Raw genomic sequence first — 18,044 nt, 5'->3', positions numbered from 1 at the left:
TTTTAAGAAAATTAATCTCTTATTTTTTCTCAGCTGAGCTACCCAAATCGATTACGATAGGAGTAGAGATACATAATGATGAATATGTACCAATGATACGGCCGATTAACAATGCGAAGATGAATCCACGGATGCTATCGCCACCGAAAATAAAGATTACCAATAACACGAAGAATACGGTTAATGAGGTTAAGATGGTACGACTTAAAGTACTGTTCAATGCGAAGTTGATTAAGTTGTTACGCGCTTCGCCATGTAAATCTTCTTTACCAGATTCTTTTAGTTTCTCACGGATACGGTCGAATACAACAACGGTCTCTGTCATGGTGTAACCCATTACCGTTAAAATTGCCGCGATAAAATCCTGACCAATTTCTAAAGAGAATGGCATAATACCATCTAAAATAGTGTAGAAAGATAATACCATTAACACGTCATGGAACAATGCGATTACCGCACCTAAACCATACTGCCATTTTTTGAATCGTACCACGATGTAGATAAACATGAATAAACATGAGATCAATACTGCGTAGAATGCACCGTTTACGATATCACTTGCAATGATAGGCGTTACTTTTTGTGAACTTACGATTTCATATTTAGAACCGGCTAAACCTTTGTTTAAAGCGTCTTCTACAACTTTATCAGTTTTAATGTCCTGATCTTCGATGTGGAAAGTAGTGGTGATTTTTACCTGGCTATCTTCACCTGCAGTTTTAACCTCAGGCGTTTCGTTACCGAAAACAGGGTTTAACTTAGCTTTTAAATCTTCAGTGTTAACTGCTTTATCGAAGTGAACTAAATAAGTTCTGCCACCTTTAAAGTCTACACCTAAGTTTAAACCGCCATTTTTGAAATACATACCAATACCGGCAATAATAATGATGGTAGAGATTACGTAGTAAATTTTACGACGGCCAACGAAGTTGAAACTGATGTTTTTAAAGGCGTTACGGGTAATGCTGTTATCGAAACTTACATCGATTTTGCGGTTTAATAACGATTCGAAAACTACTCTCGAAATGGCTACAGCTGCAAATAATGAAGAAAGGATACCGATACATAATGTAGTTGCGAAACCTTGAACCGGGCCGCTACCGAAAACGTAAAGGATAGCACCTAAAATGAATAAGGTAACGTTTGAGTCAATAATTGAAGGCATTGCATGTTTAAAACCTTCTTTAATTGCAGTAGCCGTGTTTTTGCCATGGGCAAGCTCTTCACGTACACGCTCAAAAATTAGGATGTTTGCATCTACCGATAAACCAATGGTTAATACGATACCAGCAATACCAGGTAAGGTTAATACTGCACCAAGTGATACCAAAATACCAATGATGAAGAATAAGTTGATTAACAATGCAAAGTTAGCAACCCAACCCGCACGGTGATAATACAACGCCATGAAGATTAAGATTACGATAAAGGCAATTACGAATGAAATTAAACCATCGTGAATAGCTTGTGCACCTAAAGTTGGACCAACTACGTAGCTACCGGCAATACGCGCAGGAGCAGGTAATTTACCAGCTTTTAAGATGTTAGATAAATCTTTAGTATCTGCCTGAGTAAAGTTACCGGTGATTGATGAAACACCACCAGCAATTTCGTTCTGAACGGTAGGCGCAGAATAAACCTGGTTATCTAATACAATGGCGATAGATTTTTTGTTGTTTTGATCAGCGGCAGCTTCAGCAGTAATTTTTTTCCATTTAGCAGAACCTTCACTGGTCATGTACATGGTTACTTCTGGTTTACCTTTTTGATCAAAGTCAGCACGAGAATCACTGATTGCCTCACCACCTAAATCTGGTTTACCATCAGCACTCACCACTTTAATTGCATACAATTCGAAAATTTTCGAACCTTCTCTAGGTTTAACGCTCCACATAAATTTCATCGTAGATGGAATAGATGCAGCAACTTCAGGAAGTTTTAAATAAGCGTTAACCTTTGCAGTATCTTTTTGTAGCGACATACCCACAACTGCACCAGGCATTAATTGTTGTTGTCCGTTTTCGCCCTGATAAATTGGAAGGTTTAGAACAGCATATAATGGGTTAGATTTAATCAGTTCGGCTTTAACCGCACTGGTATCTTTTTTACCTAAACCAGCAAGTTTGCCACCTTTAGCAGTAGTATCTTTAGTCGCAGCTTTTTCTAAACCGGCTAATTTACCACCAGCAGCAGGAGCAGCTGTTGTATCTTTAGTTGCAGGTGCATCAGTTTTTAATGTTGCAGCTAAAATTTTATTAATGTTTTCTAACAATGGCGCAACTTCCTGTACCTGGTATACTTGCCAGAACTGTAATTCGGCAGAACCTTGTAAAAGTTTAGCAATACGCTCTTTATCTTGTACACCTGGCATTTCGATTAAGATACGGTTACTACCTTCTTGTTTTTGCATGTTCGGACTCACTACGCCGAAACCATCAATACGTGAACGTAAAACTGTAAATGAACGATCAATCGCGCTGGTTGCTTCTTTTTCTAAGAAAGATTCAACATCGCTATTGCTTGCGCTAGGTTTTAACTGAGATGCATTATCCTGGTTAGAAAAATAATCTGCAAGTTTTACTCCAGGGCTTAATTTTTCGAATTCATCAACAAAAATTTTGATGTAATCTTTACCACCGGCATTTAACTGGATCTGTGCATTCTGAACGGCTTTGTTAAAGTTAGCATCAGTAGGGTTACCCGCTAATGATTTAACCAACTCCGCTAACGATATCTCCATCGTTACGTTCATTCCGCCTTTTAAGTCTAAACCCAAATTAATCTCTTTCGCTTTTACCTCTTGATAAGTAAATCCAACTACAGGATAAACTTTCACGGTACTCATCGAATCTAAGTAAGCCTTTTCTTTGGCTAAATCACCCTTCGCAGCGTTTTTTGCGTCTTTTTCTACCTTGGATGCTACCAAAGTAAAAGAAAGTGCGTACGCACAAACGATAGCTAATACTATCGCTATAAACTTAATAAAACCTTTTCCTTGCATTGTTTGTTTAAAATAATTTTGTCTTTCGCTGTTTTTTAACAAGTCGGCAAATCTAATTAAATTTTTAAATTATAGAACCCCTTAATTGATAATTTATTAACATTAATTTTTATCGGGCAATAATCTCATTTTTTGTCTGCTAATCCTTTTACTAAATACCTGCATTTTGATGCTATCATGATTGGGAAAAGCAGGTGCAGCACTTTTGGCTTTGGTTCGGTCCCGCTAATGTTTCTGCACCGATAGAAAAATCGGGGGCATCAACGTATATCGGGTTTAGCTGGCAAGGGAAGAAGCGCTTCTTTGAGATTACGCCATTGCGAGGAGGAACGACAGCCTGTCCCGACCTTTCGGGGGAGCAATCTTACAACGATCGCGGTTTGCTAAAGCGTTGAGATTGCTTCGTTGGTTGAAAAAGCCTCCTCGCAATGACGACCTAACGAATTAAATTCTTTCCAAAACCTCAAAAGTATAATCGTATTTATTCTTTTCGTCGGCCTGGTGCGGTTCGCTGCTTATTAATTTCCATTCGTTGCGGTCAATTTCAGGGAAAAAAGTATCCGCATCAAAATTATGGTGGATGGTGGTTAAATATAGGGTTTGTGTTTTTGGCAAGGCTTGTCTGTAAATTTCAGCGCCACCAACAATAAATACGGGTTTATCTTCCTTTTGGGTAATGGCTAAAGCTTCATCTAAACTGTTTACTACTTCAACGCCTTCAATTTTTAAATCCGGATCTCTGGTAATCACAATATTCCTGCGGTTTGGCAATGGTCTGCCTACAGAATCAAATGTTTTGCGACCCATTACTACGGTATGCCCCGATGTGGTTTGTTTAAAAAACTTTAAATCGGCCGGCATGTGCCATAAAAGCTGATTGTTTTTGCCTATTGCAAAATTTTCGCCTACTGCTACAGCGATGGATAACCCCAACCCCTGAAGGGGCTTTTCCGTTCCATCGTTCAACCCATCCGCCCCTAAAGGGGAACTTGAATTTCCATCGTTCATGTGTAGTGCTTAATCTCTATATTATTGTTTTATTGCTATCTTTTCCCTCATGTCTTTAGCTCCCCCTTCAGGGGGCTGGGGGGGTTATACCGCCACTATTCCTTTAATATGCGGATGCGCTTCGTAATTCTCCAATGTAAAGTCCTCAAACTTGAAATCGAATATACTTTTCACCTCAGGGTTGATTTTCATGGTGGGCAGCGGTTTTGGCTCACGGCTTAATTGCAGGTTGGCCTGTTCGATATGGTTATTGTACAAATGTGCATCGCCAAGGGTGTGGATAAAGTCTCCGGCCTCTAAACCACATACCTGTGCCACCATCATGGTCAATAAAGCATAAGAAGCAATGTTAAAAGGTACGCCTAAGAAAATATCGGCACTGCGCTGATATAACTGGCAACTTAATTTTCCATCAGCCACATAAAACTGGAAAAAAGCATGACAAGGCGGCAAAGCCATATTTTCGATTTCAGCCACATTCCAGGCGGAAACAATAATCCTGCGCGAATCGGGGTTGTTTTTAATGGTATTGATAATATTGGTGATCTGATCGATGTGCTGTCCATCGGGTGCTGGCCAACTTCTCCATTGCGAACCATAAACAGGTCCCAGATTGCCGTTTTCGTCGGCCCATTCATCCCAGATCCTTACGCCATTATCTTTTAGGTACTTAATATTGGTTTCGCCGGTTAAAAACCAGATCAGTTCATGTATAATAGATTTTAAGTGCAGTTTCTTTGTGGTCACCATCGGGAAACCTTCCTGAAGGTTAAAACGCATCTGATAACCAAAAACGCTTATGGTTCCGGTTCCCGTACGGTCGTGCTTTTGAGCGCCATGATCAAGCACATGCTGCATTAAATCTAAATATTGCTTCATACTGTTCTGATAATTTACAAATATCTAAAATTTATCAGGTGTTCAGAATCATTTTTATACACACTGCCTAATTGTTAACATTGATTGGGCTTAGTCCCGACGTGAAGCCGGGACATACATAAAATTTGTATGTTTGCAAAATGTGCCGGTTGCTGGTTTTGGCACTATGGACTCAGGACTATTGACTATAGACTCACGACTAAAATGTTATCTTTTCCCAACGCAAAAATAAATCTTGGTTTAAATATCACCAAAAAACGTGCTGATGGGTACCATAACCTCGAAACGGTTTTTTATCCGATTAATATTAAGGATTCGGTCGAAATTACCGATGCGGAAGAAACATCCTGCAAAATCCACGGCATTGATATTCCCGGCGATGCGAATGATAACCTGTGTGTTAAAGCCTTTCAACTCGTAAAAAAGGAATATGATATTCCGGCACAGCAGATTAATTTATTGAAAAATATCCCTGTGGGAGCAGGTTTGGGTGGCGGATCGGCAGATTGTGCTTTCCTGATTAAATTATTGAATGAGAAATTCAGTTTAGGAATGTCGGTTGATAAGATGGAAGGGTACGCCCGTCAGTTAGGGGCAGACTGTGCTTTTTTTATCGAGAATAAACCAGTTTACGCGTTTAATAAAGGCGACGAATTTGAAAAGTGCGAAATAGATTTGTCAGCCTGGTTTAAAGTTTTGGTAAAACCGCCTGTACACGTGAGTACGGCCGATGCTTATGCGCAGGTAAAACCGCAAAAACCTTTGCAATCGTTAAAAGAAATCATACATTTGTGCCCAACAACATGGAAAAATAAGGTTATCAACGATTTCGAGCCATCGGTATTCGCAAAGTATCCCCAAATTCGTCAAATAAAAACCAGTTTATACGATGCAGGCGCAACATTCGCTTTAATGAGCGGCAGCGGTTCGTCGGTTTTTGCAATTTTCGACCATCCGGTTAAATTGCCCGAACTGGAAGAAAATAACTTAGTATTTTATAATATTTAAATTAAGGTAGAGGGTTGGAAGGTAGAAGGCTTAAGGTCTTGATACCTGATACTTAATACTCAGTACGATTAATATGAACATAAATCTGATCCGCAAGAGCGGTAAATTTAATTTTGAAGCAGAAAACGAGAGCGGTTTTACTGTAGAGTTGGATGCAAAGGCTGCCATTGGTGGCGAAGGAAAAGGTTTCAGGCCTATGGAGATGTTACTGATTGGATTAGGCGGCTGCAGTGGCATTGATATGGTAAACGTATTAACCAAACAGAAAGAACCGCTTGATGATGTTAAAATAGCGATTAAAGCAACCAGGAAAGATGAAGAAATGCCGCCGATTTTTGACGTCATTGATATTCACTTTGATTTATTTGGCGATTTAAGCGTTCAAAAGGTGGAGCGTGCACTACAAATGACCTTCGATAAATATTGCTCGGTATCGAATATCTTAGGCCGCTCTGCAACCATTAATTTTACTTACAAAATAAATAAGGTGTAGGGGGAGGTTTAAGGTGTAGGGTTCAATCTCATATCTCAAATCTCACATCTCAAATAGTATCTCACATCTCAATACACATATCTTACAATACAATGAAATCCGAAAATTTTGAAACCATAGCTATACGCACTCAAACAGAACGCAGTTTACACAAAGAACATTCATCGCCTATTTATCTTACTTCGAGTTATAAGTTTGAGGATGCCGAAGAAATGCGTGCCTTGTTTGCAAACGAAAAAGAGGGGAATGTATATAGCCGTTATTCAAATCCAAATACATCAGAGTTTATCGAGAAAATGTGCCTGTTAGAGGGCGCTGAAGATGGTTTTGCCACCGCTACAGGCATGGCGGCTATTTTCACCACATTTGGTGCTTTCCTGAAAAATGGTGATCACCTGGTTTCCAGCAGATCGGTTTTTGGTTCTACACACCAATTATTAACCAATGTTTTTTCTAACTGGGGCGTCACTTTTGATTATGCCGATTTAGATAAACCACAGGATTGGGAAGCTTTAATTAAGCCGAACACCAAAATGATCTTTGTAGAAACCCCATCTAATCCAGGTATCGACATTATCGACCTTGAATTTTTGGGCGATCTGGCTAAAAAACACAACGTATTATTAGTGGTCGATAATTGTTTTGCCACACCATATCTACAACAACCTATTAAATTTGGTGCACACATTTCTATCCACTCGGCTACTAAATATATCGATGGTCAGGGACGTGTGTTAGGCGGCGTTATTTTAGGTACTAAAGAATTAATCGCCGATGTAATAGGTTTTGCCCGTCACAGCGGACCAGCATTATCACCTTTTAACGCGTGGATTTTATCTAAAAGTTTAGAAACTCTGGCCATCCGTATGGACCGTCATTGCGAAAATGCTTTAAAGGTTGCCGAATATTTAGAAAAACACCCGAAAATTAAACTGGTTAAGTATCCGTTTCTACCATCACACCCTCAGTACGATATTGCCAAAAAGCAAATGAAACAGGGTGGTGGTATTGTAACCATTGTGGTTGAAGGGGGTATCGATGCTGCGCGTAAATTTATGGATGGCCTGCAAATGTTCTCGATCTCAGCAAATTTAGCCGATACCCGTTCAATTGCAACACACCCAGCTACCAGTACGCATAGTAAACTTACTGAAGAACAGCGTAATGAGGTGGGTATTGAACAAGGTTCTATCCGTTTATCGATCGGTTTAGAACATATCAACGATATTTTGGCCGATATTGAGCAGGCATTGGCTTAAGGCATGATATCGTCATTTCGACCGTAGTGGAGAAATCTTTTATCATAGTACAAAGATTTCTCCATTTCGCTACGCTTCAGTCGAAATGACGAATTTTCTCAAGGAGATAGATTTAAAAATATAATATAGCATCTTTTGTTTGATTAAGGCTGCTATTCGTATTTTGAAAAATCTACCGCAAATATACACCGGTTAACCTGACTGCCATTTTGAGCGCCTGCATTGGGTTCAAACTCAGTTAAGCTCCATAAATATCCGTATTGTGCTTCCAGGTATAAGGATTCAGCACCATAGGGCCATCTGTATCGCACGGTATTGGTATCACCATCGGTATATCTTGCTAAACGAGCGGTTGATCCATACGATTCGCTCGGTGATCCGGTGCAGGAAAGCCAGGTTCTGTTTCCTTTTCTAAAAACGCCCTGTATGCCATGTGCATGATCTGAAGTAAACAGACTGTTTTTTGGAATCACAGTTTGTATACCCGAATTCTGCACTTCGCCGGATGTATTGATGGGAAACCCGAATATTTTAGGTACAATCGATGCATCTGCACTTCCGGCATAATATTGCCCTGTCCATAATTGATTATTCTCATAATTTACCTGTACCGTTGAAAAAGGATCTGCCTCGTTAATTTTATAATAACCGATTTGTGGCAGTATGTACCGGTAATTAAAAGCATAAAGATTACCACTACCGTCTTTGCCGCACTTATTTTCGGTACCCGTGCCAGCGCTTACTTCGATAATTTTATCTAAATCGAATACCCTTAAGCCTAAACTTGTGCTGCTTAAATAAATTTTACCATTAAAATAAGCTATCCCGCCGGCGTGCACATTTAAGGGTGCATAAGTGCCATATTGCGTATAATCCAAGGTGCCGGTTGGAAGGGTATGCTGTACCAGTAAAATGTGCCTGTAAGTTAAATAAGTGCTCGAGCTTGGGCTGATGTCAATCAGGGTTATTCTCGATCCTTTGCTCTCTGCCGCATCTTTGGCATACCAGCTGACCAATAAATAGCGTACACCATTCCTCGAGAAACCGGCGATTCCCTGCGGGCGCCATATAGCGGTGGTTTCATCATCTTCATTCCACCTGATACCCCTTACTCTGTTTTCTTCAGGAACATTAAAGCCATATACTTCGGTGTAAGCACTGCCGCCAATCGCCTGGCGGTTTTTATCAATTTGTGTTGGGTTTAAAAATGAAAAACCGGTGCTGATGTAGCCTGATGTATTGGTATAGGCATTTACACTTACGGCAGCGCTGGTTGCTGCTGTGGTGGCCAGCAACCTGTTTTTTTTAAGATTTGCGGTGTCGGTGTCCGCTTCATTTAAGGTATTCTTTTTACAAGATACAGCTAACAAACATGGGGCCAGTAGCATCCAGATGAGTTTTCTTTGCATGGGTTCTTTAAGTTTAATGGTTTTTTTAGGTAAATAATTGTCAATGGTAAAATTGAAGCAATTTAAACGGTATATGTAAACTTAAACCTCAGGCGGTGTTAAGGATTGGTTATATTGCTCGCGCATAGCGTAAGTTTCAAATGGAAATAGAACCGGTGGATGGTAATGAACTTTTTTCATCGAAAAAACTATATTTGATCAATTGATCAAAACATAACTTTAATGAAATTAAATAATTTTATCCTTGTGCTTGGCTTAGCATTTTTTCTTATTGCTAAATTTACCTTCGCACAAGTAAGCCTGGTCCCGCAACCTGAATCACTTCAACTCTTAAAAGGTAACTTTATTTTTTCTGCCGGCACCGCCATTTCAGTAAATACGGATAGTGTTTTTTCAATGGCCATCCGGGAGATCAATCTGCTTAAAAAAGCCAGGGCAAATGGCATTGCCAATAAAATTTTGTTTACCAAGGATGCAAACCTAAAGCCAGAGGCCTATCGCTTGCGTATTTCCCCAACACAAATAACCATTGCCGTAAGTGATAAGTTAGGTGCTTTTTGGGCAGTACAAACCCTTAAACAGCTGGCGGCTGCCAATGCTTTTAAAACTGGCAATACCTGGAGTTTGCCCGCATTAGAAATTAATGATCAGCCGAAGTTTTCATGGCGTGGTATCCATTTAGACGTTTCCCGTCATTTTTTTGATATCGATTATCTTCACCGTTTTATCGACCGGTTAGCCTTTTATAAGTTTAATAAGTTTCACTGGCACCTTACCGATGATCAGGGCTGGCGAATTGAAATCAAGAAATACCCTGAGCTAACGGCAAAAGGGGCTTGGAGAAAATTAAATAACCAGGATTCTGCCTGTTTAAAACTGGCTGCTACCAATCCCGATTACAATATTCCGGAGAAACATTTTAAAATGATCGATGGAGAAAAAATGTATGGTGGGTTTTATACGCAGGTGGAGATCAAAGAACTGGTATCATATGCAGCTGGTAAAGGGGTAGAAATTATTCCTGAGATAGATATGCCCGGCCACATGCAAGCCGCAACAAAACTGTTCCCCTGGCTAACCTCAACCGGATCAGTGCAAAGGGAAAAAAGCTTTACCGATCCCATTTGTCCATGTAAGGAAACTACTTTTGAATTTGCTGAAAATATTTTCAGAGAGGTAGCACGCTTGTTCCCCTCAAAGTATATTCATTTAGGAGCAGATGAGGTTGAAAAAAGTAGCTGGAAGAATATACCCGAATGTGAGGCCTTAATGAAGCGCGAAAACCTTAAAAATATTGATGAGATCCAGAGTTATTTTGTTAAGCGCATGGAAAAATATTTCAATAGCATGGGCAAAAAACTAATTGGCTGGGATGAGATTTTAGATGGTGGCGTTTCGCCAACGGCCACCATGATGTATTGGCGCACCTGGGTGCCAACAGCTCCTAAACATGCGGCAGAAAAAGGAAATCAACTCATTATGACTCCCGGAGAGTTTTGCTATTTTGATGCACAACAGGATGCACATTCGCTGAAAAAAGTGTATGGATTCAATCCAACTGGTTTTGGTCTTAACGCAAACGAACAAAAATATGTTTTAGGTGGGCAGGCCAATCTCTGGACAGAATATATCCCTTCAGAACAAAGGCTGGAATATATGCTTTTTCCGCGCATGTTAGCGATGGCTGAAGTATTATGGGGGCATCAACAGAATTTCGAAACCTTTAGCCGGAAAATGGATCAGCAGTTTGCTGTTTTAGATGCGATGCATATCAATTACCGTTTTACTGATCTTAAAGGTTTTGCCGAAAATAATGTTTTTCTGAAATCGGCAGCGCTTAACATCGAGGCACCCAAAAATGCTATCGTGCATTACACCACTGATGGAAGTACACCAAAAATCAGCTCTCCAACATACATTAAACCCATTTATATTGATCGAACCCAGACGATAAAAGCGGCCATATTTGGTGCTGGCGGAAGGATGGGCGATGTTTTTACTGCCAATTATGTACAAACCGATTATGTGGATGCCGTATCGCTGAATAATCCAAAACCAGGTTTGAATTTTAGCTATTATCCGAAATTTTACAAGGTTGTAAATTTAATCGCAGAGGCTGATAAAACGAAAACCGCAACCACAGCGGCTATCGAAATTCCGGTGGAAGATAAGGCAGGAAGTTTTGCTACGCGCCATAAAGGTTTCTTTTATGCAGCCGAAGATGGTATTTATTCGTTCTTTCTCCGTTCTGACGATGGAAGTGTGCTTAAAATGCAAAATAAAACATTAATTGATAATGATGGAATGCACTTTGCCATCGAAAAATCCGCACAAATTGCGTTGAAAAAAGGCTACCATCCTTTTGAACTTTTGTTTCTGGAAGGCGGCGGCGGATATACCCTGCAGCTGGAATACAGCATTAATGCAGGAAAACGTAGGGCTGTATCTTCTGCAGATTTTTTTATAGAGTAACGGTTTTTTTAAGATGAACGACATTGCTTTTATTCTTTCCGAGTTGGAAGCCATCAGTGAGCCTGAGTATTTAAAAAAGATGACTCATTTTGGAATCGATACTTCCAGGGCTTTTGGTATTCGCGTGCCCAACATCCGCAAGCTGGGCAAGCAGATTGGTAAAAACCAGGACCTCTCTTTACTGCTTTGGGAGACTGGATTTCATGAAGCCCGGCTTTTAGCAACCTTTATAGGCGATTATAAAGAAGTCGGAGAAGCGCAAATAAATGCCTGGACGAAAGATTTTAACTCCTGGGATATATGTGATCAGGCTTGCGGAAATCTTTTCGTTAAAACACCTTATTTTAAGTCGAAGGTTTTTGAATTTGCCCAGGCCGAAGCGGAATTTGTGAAACGTACCGGTTTTGTGTTAATGGCCGAGGCGGCTGTACACCTTAAAAAAGAACCCAACGAAACTTTTTTAAGTTTTCTTCCGGTTATTGAAAGAGAGGCTTACGATAACCGGAATTTTGTTAAAAAGGCCATCAACTGGGCACTGAGGCAGATTGGTAAACGAAATGTTTTTCTGCATGAGTATGCCATTGAAACCGCCAACAATATCCTTGCTCAAAACAACAAAAAAGCAAACTGGGTAGCTTTAGATGCCTTGAGGGAGCTTAATAGCGATGCCGTACTGGCAAAGCACGGCCTTTAGTACATCAGGTTTTAAACCGCTTACCGCCAAATGCCAAACGCCCCACGCTAAACGCCCCACGCCCAACGCTTCGCCCTAAACTTTCTTACCCTACATCAACGTCTGCCAAACTTCGCTGCTGTAAATTTGTATCATAAATAAGAAAGGAAATTTATGTCACAGTTTATTTTGCACAAAGAAAACACCCGCGGTCATGCTAATCATGGTTGGTTAGATGCACACCATTCATTCAGTTTTGCTAATTACTACAATCCGGAAAGGATGCACTTCGGCGTTTTAAGGGTTTTAAATGACGACAGTATTGATGGTGGAATGGGCTTTGGCTCGCACCCACACGATAACATGGAAATTATTACCATTCCATTAGCTGGTGCAATTGCACACAAAGATAGTATGGGTAACTCAGCCGTAATTAAAAACGGAGAAATTCAGGTAATGAGTGCCGGAACAGGAGTTAGCCACAGCGAGTTTAATGCAAATGCAGATGAACAATTAAATTTATTGCAAATTTGGTTATTTCCGAACCAGAAAAACGTTACCCCACGTTACGATCAGCAAACTTTAGATGTTGCAGCAAGGCACAATAACTTCCAGCAGATTTTATCGCCAAACGCGGATGATGCCGGTGTATGGATCCATCAGGATGCCTGGTTTTCGTTAGGAAAGTTTGATGAAGGTTTTGAAACCACATACCAAATCAAAAAAGCTGGAAACGGAGTTTATGCTTTCGTCATCAGCGGAGAAGTTACCATTAACGGACAGGTGTTGAGCAAAAGAGATGGATTAGGTGTTTGGGATACCGACAGCATCAGTTTTAAAGCCAATACTGCAGATGCAGAGGTTTTATTGATGGACGTTCCGATGGAATTGAATTAATTTAGAAGAATCGTCATTTCGACTGTAGTGGAGAAATCCTGAAGTAGAGATCAGGTATTTCTCCGCTTTACTGCCAATGAAAAAATTGGTATTTCAGTCGGAATGACGACTTTTTTGATCTACAACGATATTGCTTAAATTTAAAATATGCAAACTACTATACTTTATATCGGCCGCGATACAGAAATTACCGCTGTGATGAACCGCTTGTTAAATGCCCGGCCCGAATGGAAGGGTTTATGTGTTTGTAAAAATGAAGAAGCCATTTCCATTTGTAAAGAACAACAGGTAGATCTGGTTTTACTCGGAAACGGTATCGAAGCCCATTCGGAAGCCGAACTAAAAACCAAACTACTTGCTTTAAGACCAGGGTTGAAAATTATCCAGCATTATGGTGGGGGCAGTGGCTTGTTGTATGGTGAGATTATGTCAGCACTTTAACTACGAAAAAAATACCCGTCATTTCGGTAGATAATCTATTGGATAAAAATCAATGTGATGGAGAAAAAGTTTAAGAAGATCATTATCCTGAGTCGCCGTCATCTCGAGCGAAGTGCAACATAGCCGAGAGATCTATCGAAGCAGATCTCTCCATTTCACTGCGTTCCAGTCGAGATGACGATTTTGCTATTGAGTATCAGATCGTAGAACCATGCTAGTCCTAACTCTTAGCTAATATAATCTCTATCCTCGTCGCTCAATTCTTTTTTGTTCGAAACCGGTTGATTTCTTTCGATCTCATCATCATAACTGCTCACTGTTTTTCTGGGACGACCCACCACAAAACCGATAATAAAACCGATGATAATGCAAACGCCAATAACCAAAAGTTTAGATACAGGAACCGTGGTAACCAGGAAATCAAAATCAACAGGTTCGGTATTCACCATTAAAAATATGGTCAGCAATGCAGTCAGGATAATGATGGAAATTGTTTTTGCGCTCATGGTTTTAAAAGCTATAATTAAATGAAAACTCTAATATCGGATTTTGATTGTAAATCTGATTAACAAAAACCAATCTCGCTCCTAAATCTACAACAGGCTGATAGCGCAAAAGGTTTACACTTGTGTTCAATTCTACTCCGTAAGTTTTCGGATCGTTAAAGGTTGTGCCCTTCCCAATGTTTTCGTAATGGCAAAATAAACCTGCCCTAAAATTTCTGACGTAGGCTAAAGGCCCCAACTCCCAATCCGGAAAAGCAAAGGGAAAACGGTAGTTGAAAAGCAGGCTGTTTTGTAATGTGCTTTTCGCTAAAATGTTGTTGTACCCATAAACAGTTGCAATCTCGGTTGCGTACTGATTTACCCCACTTGCTTTTTGATAATTGAAGCTCGCCAAAAAGGAATGGTTTTTTGCAAGGCCTGGAAAGTAAAGGAAACTTTCGAGCGCTAAGATTTCTCCTTTTAAGTTTTTGTCAAAAGGCTGGTGATTGTAAGTTGCCCTGAATACTTGTGCCCACTTTGGTGCAATGTCTCTTTCGGTAGTGCGCACACTGTGGTTGAAAGTGAAATTATATTCCATCGGAAATTTGAGCTCGCGGATAAAACCGGTAGGCATGTTTTCGGGCATGTACCTTTGCGTAAAACTGGTCGCTGCATTTAGGGTAAAAGCATAGTTCTGATTGCGGGCATTAAACGAAAGCGGAACCGATGCATTAAGTTTAATATAGTTCTCTCTCCAATCGCCCTGTTGTGTCGCGTTTTTAGCTCTGTAGAACGTTCTTTTCGGACGGTTGCGGTACAATACACTAAATACAGGATAAAGTGCCTTATAGCTGATGTCTGCTGTGTACTCAAAACGTTTTAAATCGCGATGGTATTTTACGCCTGTATAAAAGTCCATCGTGTTGAGCAGATTGTTCGATTGCAGCTCCAGACCGAAAAGATATTCGTTGTCGATAACCGGAATAATACTGTGGAAGCTGAAAAGGTTTAAGGTTTGATGGTAGCGTTTAACCTGGTAGGTGCTGTCTGGAATTTTGTCGAAAACATTCCCCACATTTTCCTGCTTTTCAGCAGCAGCCGAAAAATCGACAAAGTTATTTTCGCCGACTGGTTTTTCGGATAAGGCTGCCTCCGCAATTTCGTAACCATTGATTTTATAATTGTTAAAAATGATTTTTCCGTCAGCAGTTTCGCTGGGGTTAAAGGCTCCGTATTTCGAAGCACTAAGGGCATTGATTTTTTTCGAAACAGGATCTATGCTGTAGATATTGTCGATGCCGTTAAAGTGTGCATTGAAAACAATTTTGTTGTTGATGAAAACCGGGCGGCTGAGCTGTTGCCTGCTGTTCGAAATCAGCAGCGATTTTTTTTCTCCGTCAATCAGCCATAAACTTTTTCCTTTCTCAGTTACACCGATATAGGCAACCTTATTTCCTGATTCATCAAAGGAAGGTGTCTGCAGGATTTCGTTTTCAAGATTGGGGTAGGTCTTTAAAATTTTTCCTGAAGCTGCATCTAACTCTACCAAATTAAACTGATTGTTCAGCTCCACTTTTGAAGCGATGATTTTCTTCCCGTCGTTAGAAAGGCTGGGCGAGAAGAGCCTGCTTTTGCTGCTTAATTTTTTGAATTTTTTAGTCTTTAAATTGTAGGAACAGATGACGCTATAACTCCGTTGTTTGTAACGCGGATCGTAGCGTATTTCATCCCAAACCAAAAGCTCGTTTTTTAACGTAAACCATGGCTGTTCCTGGTAACCAATTCCGAATAATTTTTGCTCTGATTTATCTTCGTTAATAACTACAAAATAACGTGCATCAGTCTTGCTTTCTTTGAGTGCTAAAACCTGGTTTTTATTTAGCCGTACAGGGAGGAAATAATCCGTTGCCAGAGCGGGTTTTTTATTTAAGCTTTCATAGCTTTCTGTAACCGATTTTTCTTCCTGTATTTTCCATTTTTCAGCAAGCTTGTTTTGAGTGGAAAGAAAGTAAGTTCTGGAGTTTTGTTTCGTGAATTTTTTTAAGCTCTGCGAAAAGGGGTACGGCCTTACCGGTCTTTTTCTAATGTCGCTAAGTAGACTGTCGGAAATGAACTGACCATATTTTTCTTTCATATCCGATACCATCAAATATCCGGTTTGGTAATAGCCGGGAGTAACGTCTTTGTTCGAACCGAAATAGGCCTTGCTGTATGATATTTTTTTGCCTTCCAAAATGGAAGCGCGGTAAGGCATGATCCAACTGGGCTGCCGGCCTCTGCCCGAATTGGTCAAAGCGGTTTCGTTAACCACTGCATCACCTTCGAAAAACCAGGTAGGGATGCCCGCCCCGAAGTAAGCGAAGTAAACCAGTTCAGGAAAGGGGTGTGCTTGTGTTCCTGTCAATTTGTCAAACTGGGCAATGTGCCTAAGCTCATGCACCGCCAGGTTATTTAGCCAATCCTGACTGTCGAAAAACTGGGGTGGGGTTGCATAGAATTCAGACTTCTTGGGCGCGAGCTGAACAAAGCCATTTGCTACAGTTCCGCGGTTCTGCAAGAGGAGTGGAATGGTGGTTTTTTGCTGCCTTAAACCCAGTCCTATTTTCGGGTAGATGAAGGGTAGGGTATTGGCCATTCTTTGGGCTTCTTTCTCCAGTTCTTGCGGATAGATGATTTTAAAGCCCCCTGCAGAAATATAGTTCCATTTTACACTAAGTGGGTTTTGTGCAGTGCTAAAAATCTGACCAAAAACCGATAGTGATGTGAAACTTAAAGTAATTGCACTTAAATACTTGATAATTAGTTTCTTGTTTGATATGTTTAAATTCATCTAAATTCTTTGCTAAAATATTTAGTTTTTTAAAATTTGCAACTGCTGATTTTTGTAAATTTTTAATTGATGTGAAATTATTTAAGTTGTTGATTTTTAAATTTTAATGAAATTTATATAAATCCTTAATTTGTTGGTTTTATCTCTAATTTTTATTTATTTTTATGGCTGATTTGTGCTCAAGTCAGCATTTTTAATCGCTTTGATTTTATTGATTTAATTTACACTTATTAATCGATTTTCTTCGAAAATTTTAACGCCTTTTTTAATTGGTGTATGGTTTTTGAGAAATCGGCAAGGCAAAGGCAATGGCTTAAAATGTGTCTTTATTTGATAGGTTTTGCTGCTATTTTTTGGCTCTTTAATGCGGGAAAAACAGTCAGGATTTTAGCTCGAATAATCTGCTTTAAAATTGAATTCAGCAGATCTGAATTTTGCTAAATCATCACATGGTATCTGTCAGGTTTTAAGGCAAAAGTTAAGGGTTGAATGCGGCCTTCAAAATTTTTGCGCATGTGCTCGATTAGATTGTGGTGACAAAATGTCTTTATTTTTTAGCTGTTATTTAGCTTGTATGTTGTTGATCTTTTAACTCGTTTTCAGTATTTGCTATCTGATTTTGATCAATAATCGGAAAGCGAAATGGCTGCCCGATTACCAAAATTGATCGCTTTAATTGAGTTTGGAGCACGGTTTTTACGCCCATTTTCTTGCTTAAAATTTGATCTTAAAGACGAAAACTGTATGTTTTTTTGCTGTTTAGGCGCCCGAAATCGATAATAATTTGGCCCTATAATGCGATTTCCTGACGATATTCGTGAATAATGGTGTTTTCAGGTTATTTTAAATGGAATTTCATTTTTGTTTAAAAAATGCTGTTTATGGTGGTTTAAAAGCAGTTTTTTACTGTTTTTGTCTTTGTTCTTTTAAAATTGAGAATGGACTGCTTTTTCTCTCGTACCTGGTGAAAAGCATGCTAAAATTTGGTTTTATAGCCGTGATTTTCGTCCATATTTTTGCGCTTGGCAATCATAAAGTGGCCTGTATTTTTCGTGTTTCTAAAGAAGGTTTTGATGAAATCCAAAACCATTGTCGATTGAAGACTGAACTTTTAAGACAAGTTATCACCTTTTACTATAGCGCCTTTAATTCAGGGTGTTGTGAAATTTCAATAGAAAATACTTCATAA

General features: G+C 39.7%; 13 protein-coding genes. 7 read left to right on the top strand and 6 right to left on the bottom strand.

Annotated elements, in window-relative coordinates:
• Window positions 1–19: 19 nt before the first annotated feature.
• The 3 genes from secDF to AC07YT_RS04935 all read right to left on the bottom strand — a co-directional run bounded on the left by secDF (window position 20) and on the right by AC07YT_RS04935 (window position 4,888).
• Entirely contained in the window at window positions 20–3,001 is a 2,982-nt protein-coding gene (gene secDF / locus AC07YT_RS04945; protein WP_086549365.1) for a protein translocase subunit SecDF, read from the bottom strand.
• Between the two features lie 444 nt (window positions 3,002–3,445).
• Window positions 3,446–4,009, bottom strand: coding sequence for a dihydrofolate reductase (locus AC07YT_RS04940; RefSeq protein ID WP_494945190.1), 564 nt, complete (start codon window positions 4,007–4,009; stop codon window positions 3,446–3,448).
• Window positions 4,010–4,093: 84 nt separating this feature from the next.
• On the bottom strand, window positions 4,094–4,888 hold the full coding sequence (locus AC07YT_RS04935; protein WP_086547094.1) for a thymidylate synthase: 795 nt from the start codon (window positions 4,886–4,888) through the stop codon (window positions 4,094–4,096).
• A gap of 204 nt (window positions 4,889–5,092) precedes the next feature.
• Here AC07YT_RS04935 and ispE point away from each other — a divergent pair, with 204 nt between their 5' ends.
• The 3 genes from ispE (at window position 5,093) to AC07YT_RS04920 (ending at window position 7,648) form a co-directional block, all read left to right on the top strand.
• The gene (ispE, locus tag AC07YT_RS04930; RefSeq protein WP_086547093.1) at window positions 5,093–5,896 is read left to right on the top strand and encodes a 4-(cytidine 5'-diphospho)-2-C-methyl-D-erythritol kinase; all 804 of its coding nucleotides are present in this window, start codon (window positions 5,093–5,095) and stop codon (window positions 5,894–5,896) included.
• A 73-nt stretch (window positions 5,897–5,969) separates the two neighbouring features.
• Window positions 5,970–6,389 (top strand): OsmC family protein, encoded by a 420-nt coding sequence (locus AC07YT_RS04925; RefSeq protein ID WP_086547092.1) that lies wholly within the window; start codon window positions 5,970–5,972, stop codon window positions 6,387–6,389.
• Window positions 6,390–6,481: 92 nt separating this feature from the next.
• Window positions 6,482–7,648 (top strand): trans-sulfuration enzyme family protein, encoded by a 1,167-nt coding sequence (locus AC07YT_RS04920; protein WP_086547091.1) that lies wholly within the window; start codon window positions 6,482–6,484, stop codon window positions 7,646–7,648.
• Window positions 7,649–7,800: 152 nt separating this feature from the next.
• Here AC07YT_RS04920 and AC07YT_RS04915 read toward each other — a convergent pair whose 3' ends face one another.
• Window positions 7,801–9,057, bottom strand: a complete 1,257-nt coding sequence (locus tag AC07YT_RS04915; RefSeq protein WP_086547090.1) for a hypothetical protein — start codon at window positions 9,055–9,057, stop codon at window positions 7,801–7,803.
• A 222-nt stretch (window positions 9,058–9,279) separates the two neighbouring features.
• On the opposite strand from AC07YT_RS04915, the gene AC07YT_RS04910 reads away from it, so the two are divergent.
• From AC07YT_RS04910 to AC07YT_RS04895, 4 genes are all read left to right on the top strand, one after another.
• Complete coding sequence (locus AC07YT_RS04910) at window positions 9,280–11,529, top strand: family 20 glycosylhydrolase (protein ID WP_086547089.1); 2,250 nt, start codon at window positions 9,280–9,282, stop codon at window positions 11,527–11,529.
• Between the two features lie 13 nt (window positions 11,530–11,542).
• Window positions 11,543–12,223: a DNA alkylation repair protein gene (locus AC07YT_RS04905; protein WP_086547088.1), complete on the top strand. Its 681-nt coding sequence runs from the start codon at window positions 11,543–11,545 to the stop codon at window positions 12,221–12,223.
• A 153-nt stretch (window positions 12,224–12,376) separates the two neighbouring features.
• Entirely contained in the window at window positions 12,377–13,099 is a 723-nt protein-coding gene (locus AC07YT_RS04900; protein WP_086547087.1) for a pirin family protein, read from the top strand.
• Between the two features lie 147 nt (window positions 13,100–13,246).
• Entirely contained in the window at window positions 13,247–13,540 is a 294-nt protein-coding gene (locus AC07YT_RS04895; RefSeq protein WP_086547086.1) for a hypothetical protein, read from the top strand.
• Window positions 13,541–13,767: 227 nt separating this feature from the next.
• Here AC07YT_RS04895 and AC07YT_RS04890 read toward each other — a convergent pair whose 3' ends face one another.
• Window positions 13,768–14,046 carry a LapA family protein gene (locus AC07YT_RS04890; protein WP_086547085.1) on the bottom strand — a complete coding sequence of 93 codons (279 nt, stop codon included), beginning with the start codon at window positions 14,044–14,046 and terminating at the stop codon, window positions 13,768–13,770.
• 4 nt (window positions 14,047–14,050) lie between these two features.
• Window positions 14,051–16,855, bottom strand: coding sequence for a hypothetical protein (locus AC07YT_RS04885; RefSeq protein ID WP_086547084.1), 2,805 nt, complete (start codon window positions 16,853–16,855; stop codon window positions 14,051–14,053).
• Between the last annotated feature and the right edge of the window lie 1,189 nt (window positions 16,856–18,044).

Source organism: Pedobacter sp. GW460-11-11-14-TSB4 (assembly GCF_059423705.1).
The sequence above is the reverse complement of the archived record's forward strand: the minus strand, read 5'-3'. Positions and strand labels throughout refer to the sequence as shown.

Bases quoted from the DNA above. Each gene is read 5' to 3' on its own strand.
- AC07YT_RS04895 (WP_086547086.1), top strand. From the start codon at position 13,247: ATGCAAACTACTATACTTTATATCGGCCGCGATACAGAAATTACCGCT.
- secDF (WP_086549365.1), bottom strand. From the start codon at position 3,001: ATGCAAGGAAAAGGTTTTATTAAGTTTATAGCGATAGTATTAGCTATC.
- AC07YT_RS04885 (WP_086547084.1), bottom strand. From the start codon at position 16,855: ATGAATTTAAACATATCAAACAAGAAACTAATTATCAAGTATTTAAGT.
- AC07YT_RS04940 (WP_494945190.1), bottom strand. From the start codon at position 4,009: ATGAACGATGGAAATTCAAGTTCCCCTTTAGGGGCGGATGGGTTGAAC.
- ispE (WP_086547093.1), top strand. From the start codon at position 5,093: ATGTTATCTTTTCCCAACGCAAAAATAAATCTTGGTTTAAATATCACC.
- AC07YT_RS04920 (WP_086547091.1), top strand. From the start codon at position 6,482: ATGAAATCCGAAAATTTTGAAACCATAGCTATACGCACTCAAACAGAA.
- AC07YT_RS04900 (WP_086547087.1), top strand. From the start codon at position 12,377: ATGTCACAGTTTATTTTGCACAAAGAAAACACCCGCGGTCATGCTAAT.
- AC07YT_RS04905 (WP_086547088.1), top strand. From the start codon at position 11,543: ATGAACGACATTGCTTTTATTCTTTCCGAGTTGGAAGCCATCAGTGAG.
- AC07YT_RS04935 (WP_086547094.1), bottom strand. From the start codon at position 4,888: ATGAAGCAATATTTAGATTTAATGCAGCATGTGCTTGATCATGGCGCT.
- AC07YT_RS04890 (WP_086547085.1), bottom strand. From the start codon at position 14,046: ATGAGCGCAAAAACAATTTCCATCATTATCCTGACTGCATTGCTGACC.
- AC07YT_RS04910 (WP_086547089.1), top strand. From the start codon at position 9,280: ATGAAATTAAATAATTTTATCCTTGTGCTTGGCTTAGCATTTTTTCTT.
- AC07YT_RS04915 (WP_086547090.1), bottom strand. From the start codon at position 9,057: ATGCAAAGAAAACTCATCTGGATGCTACTGGCCCCATGTTTGTTAGCT.
- AC07YT_RS04925 (WP_086547092.1), top strand. From the start codon at position 5,970: ATGAACATAAATCTGATCCGCAAGAGCGGTAAATTTAATTTTGAAGCA.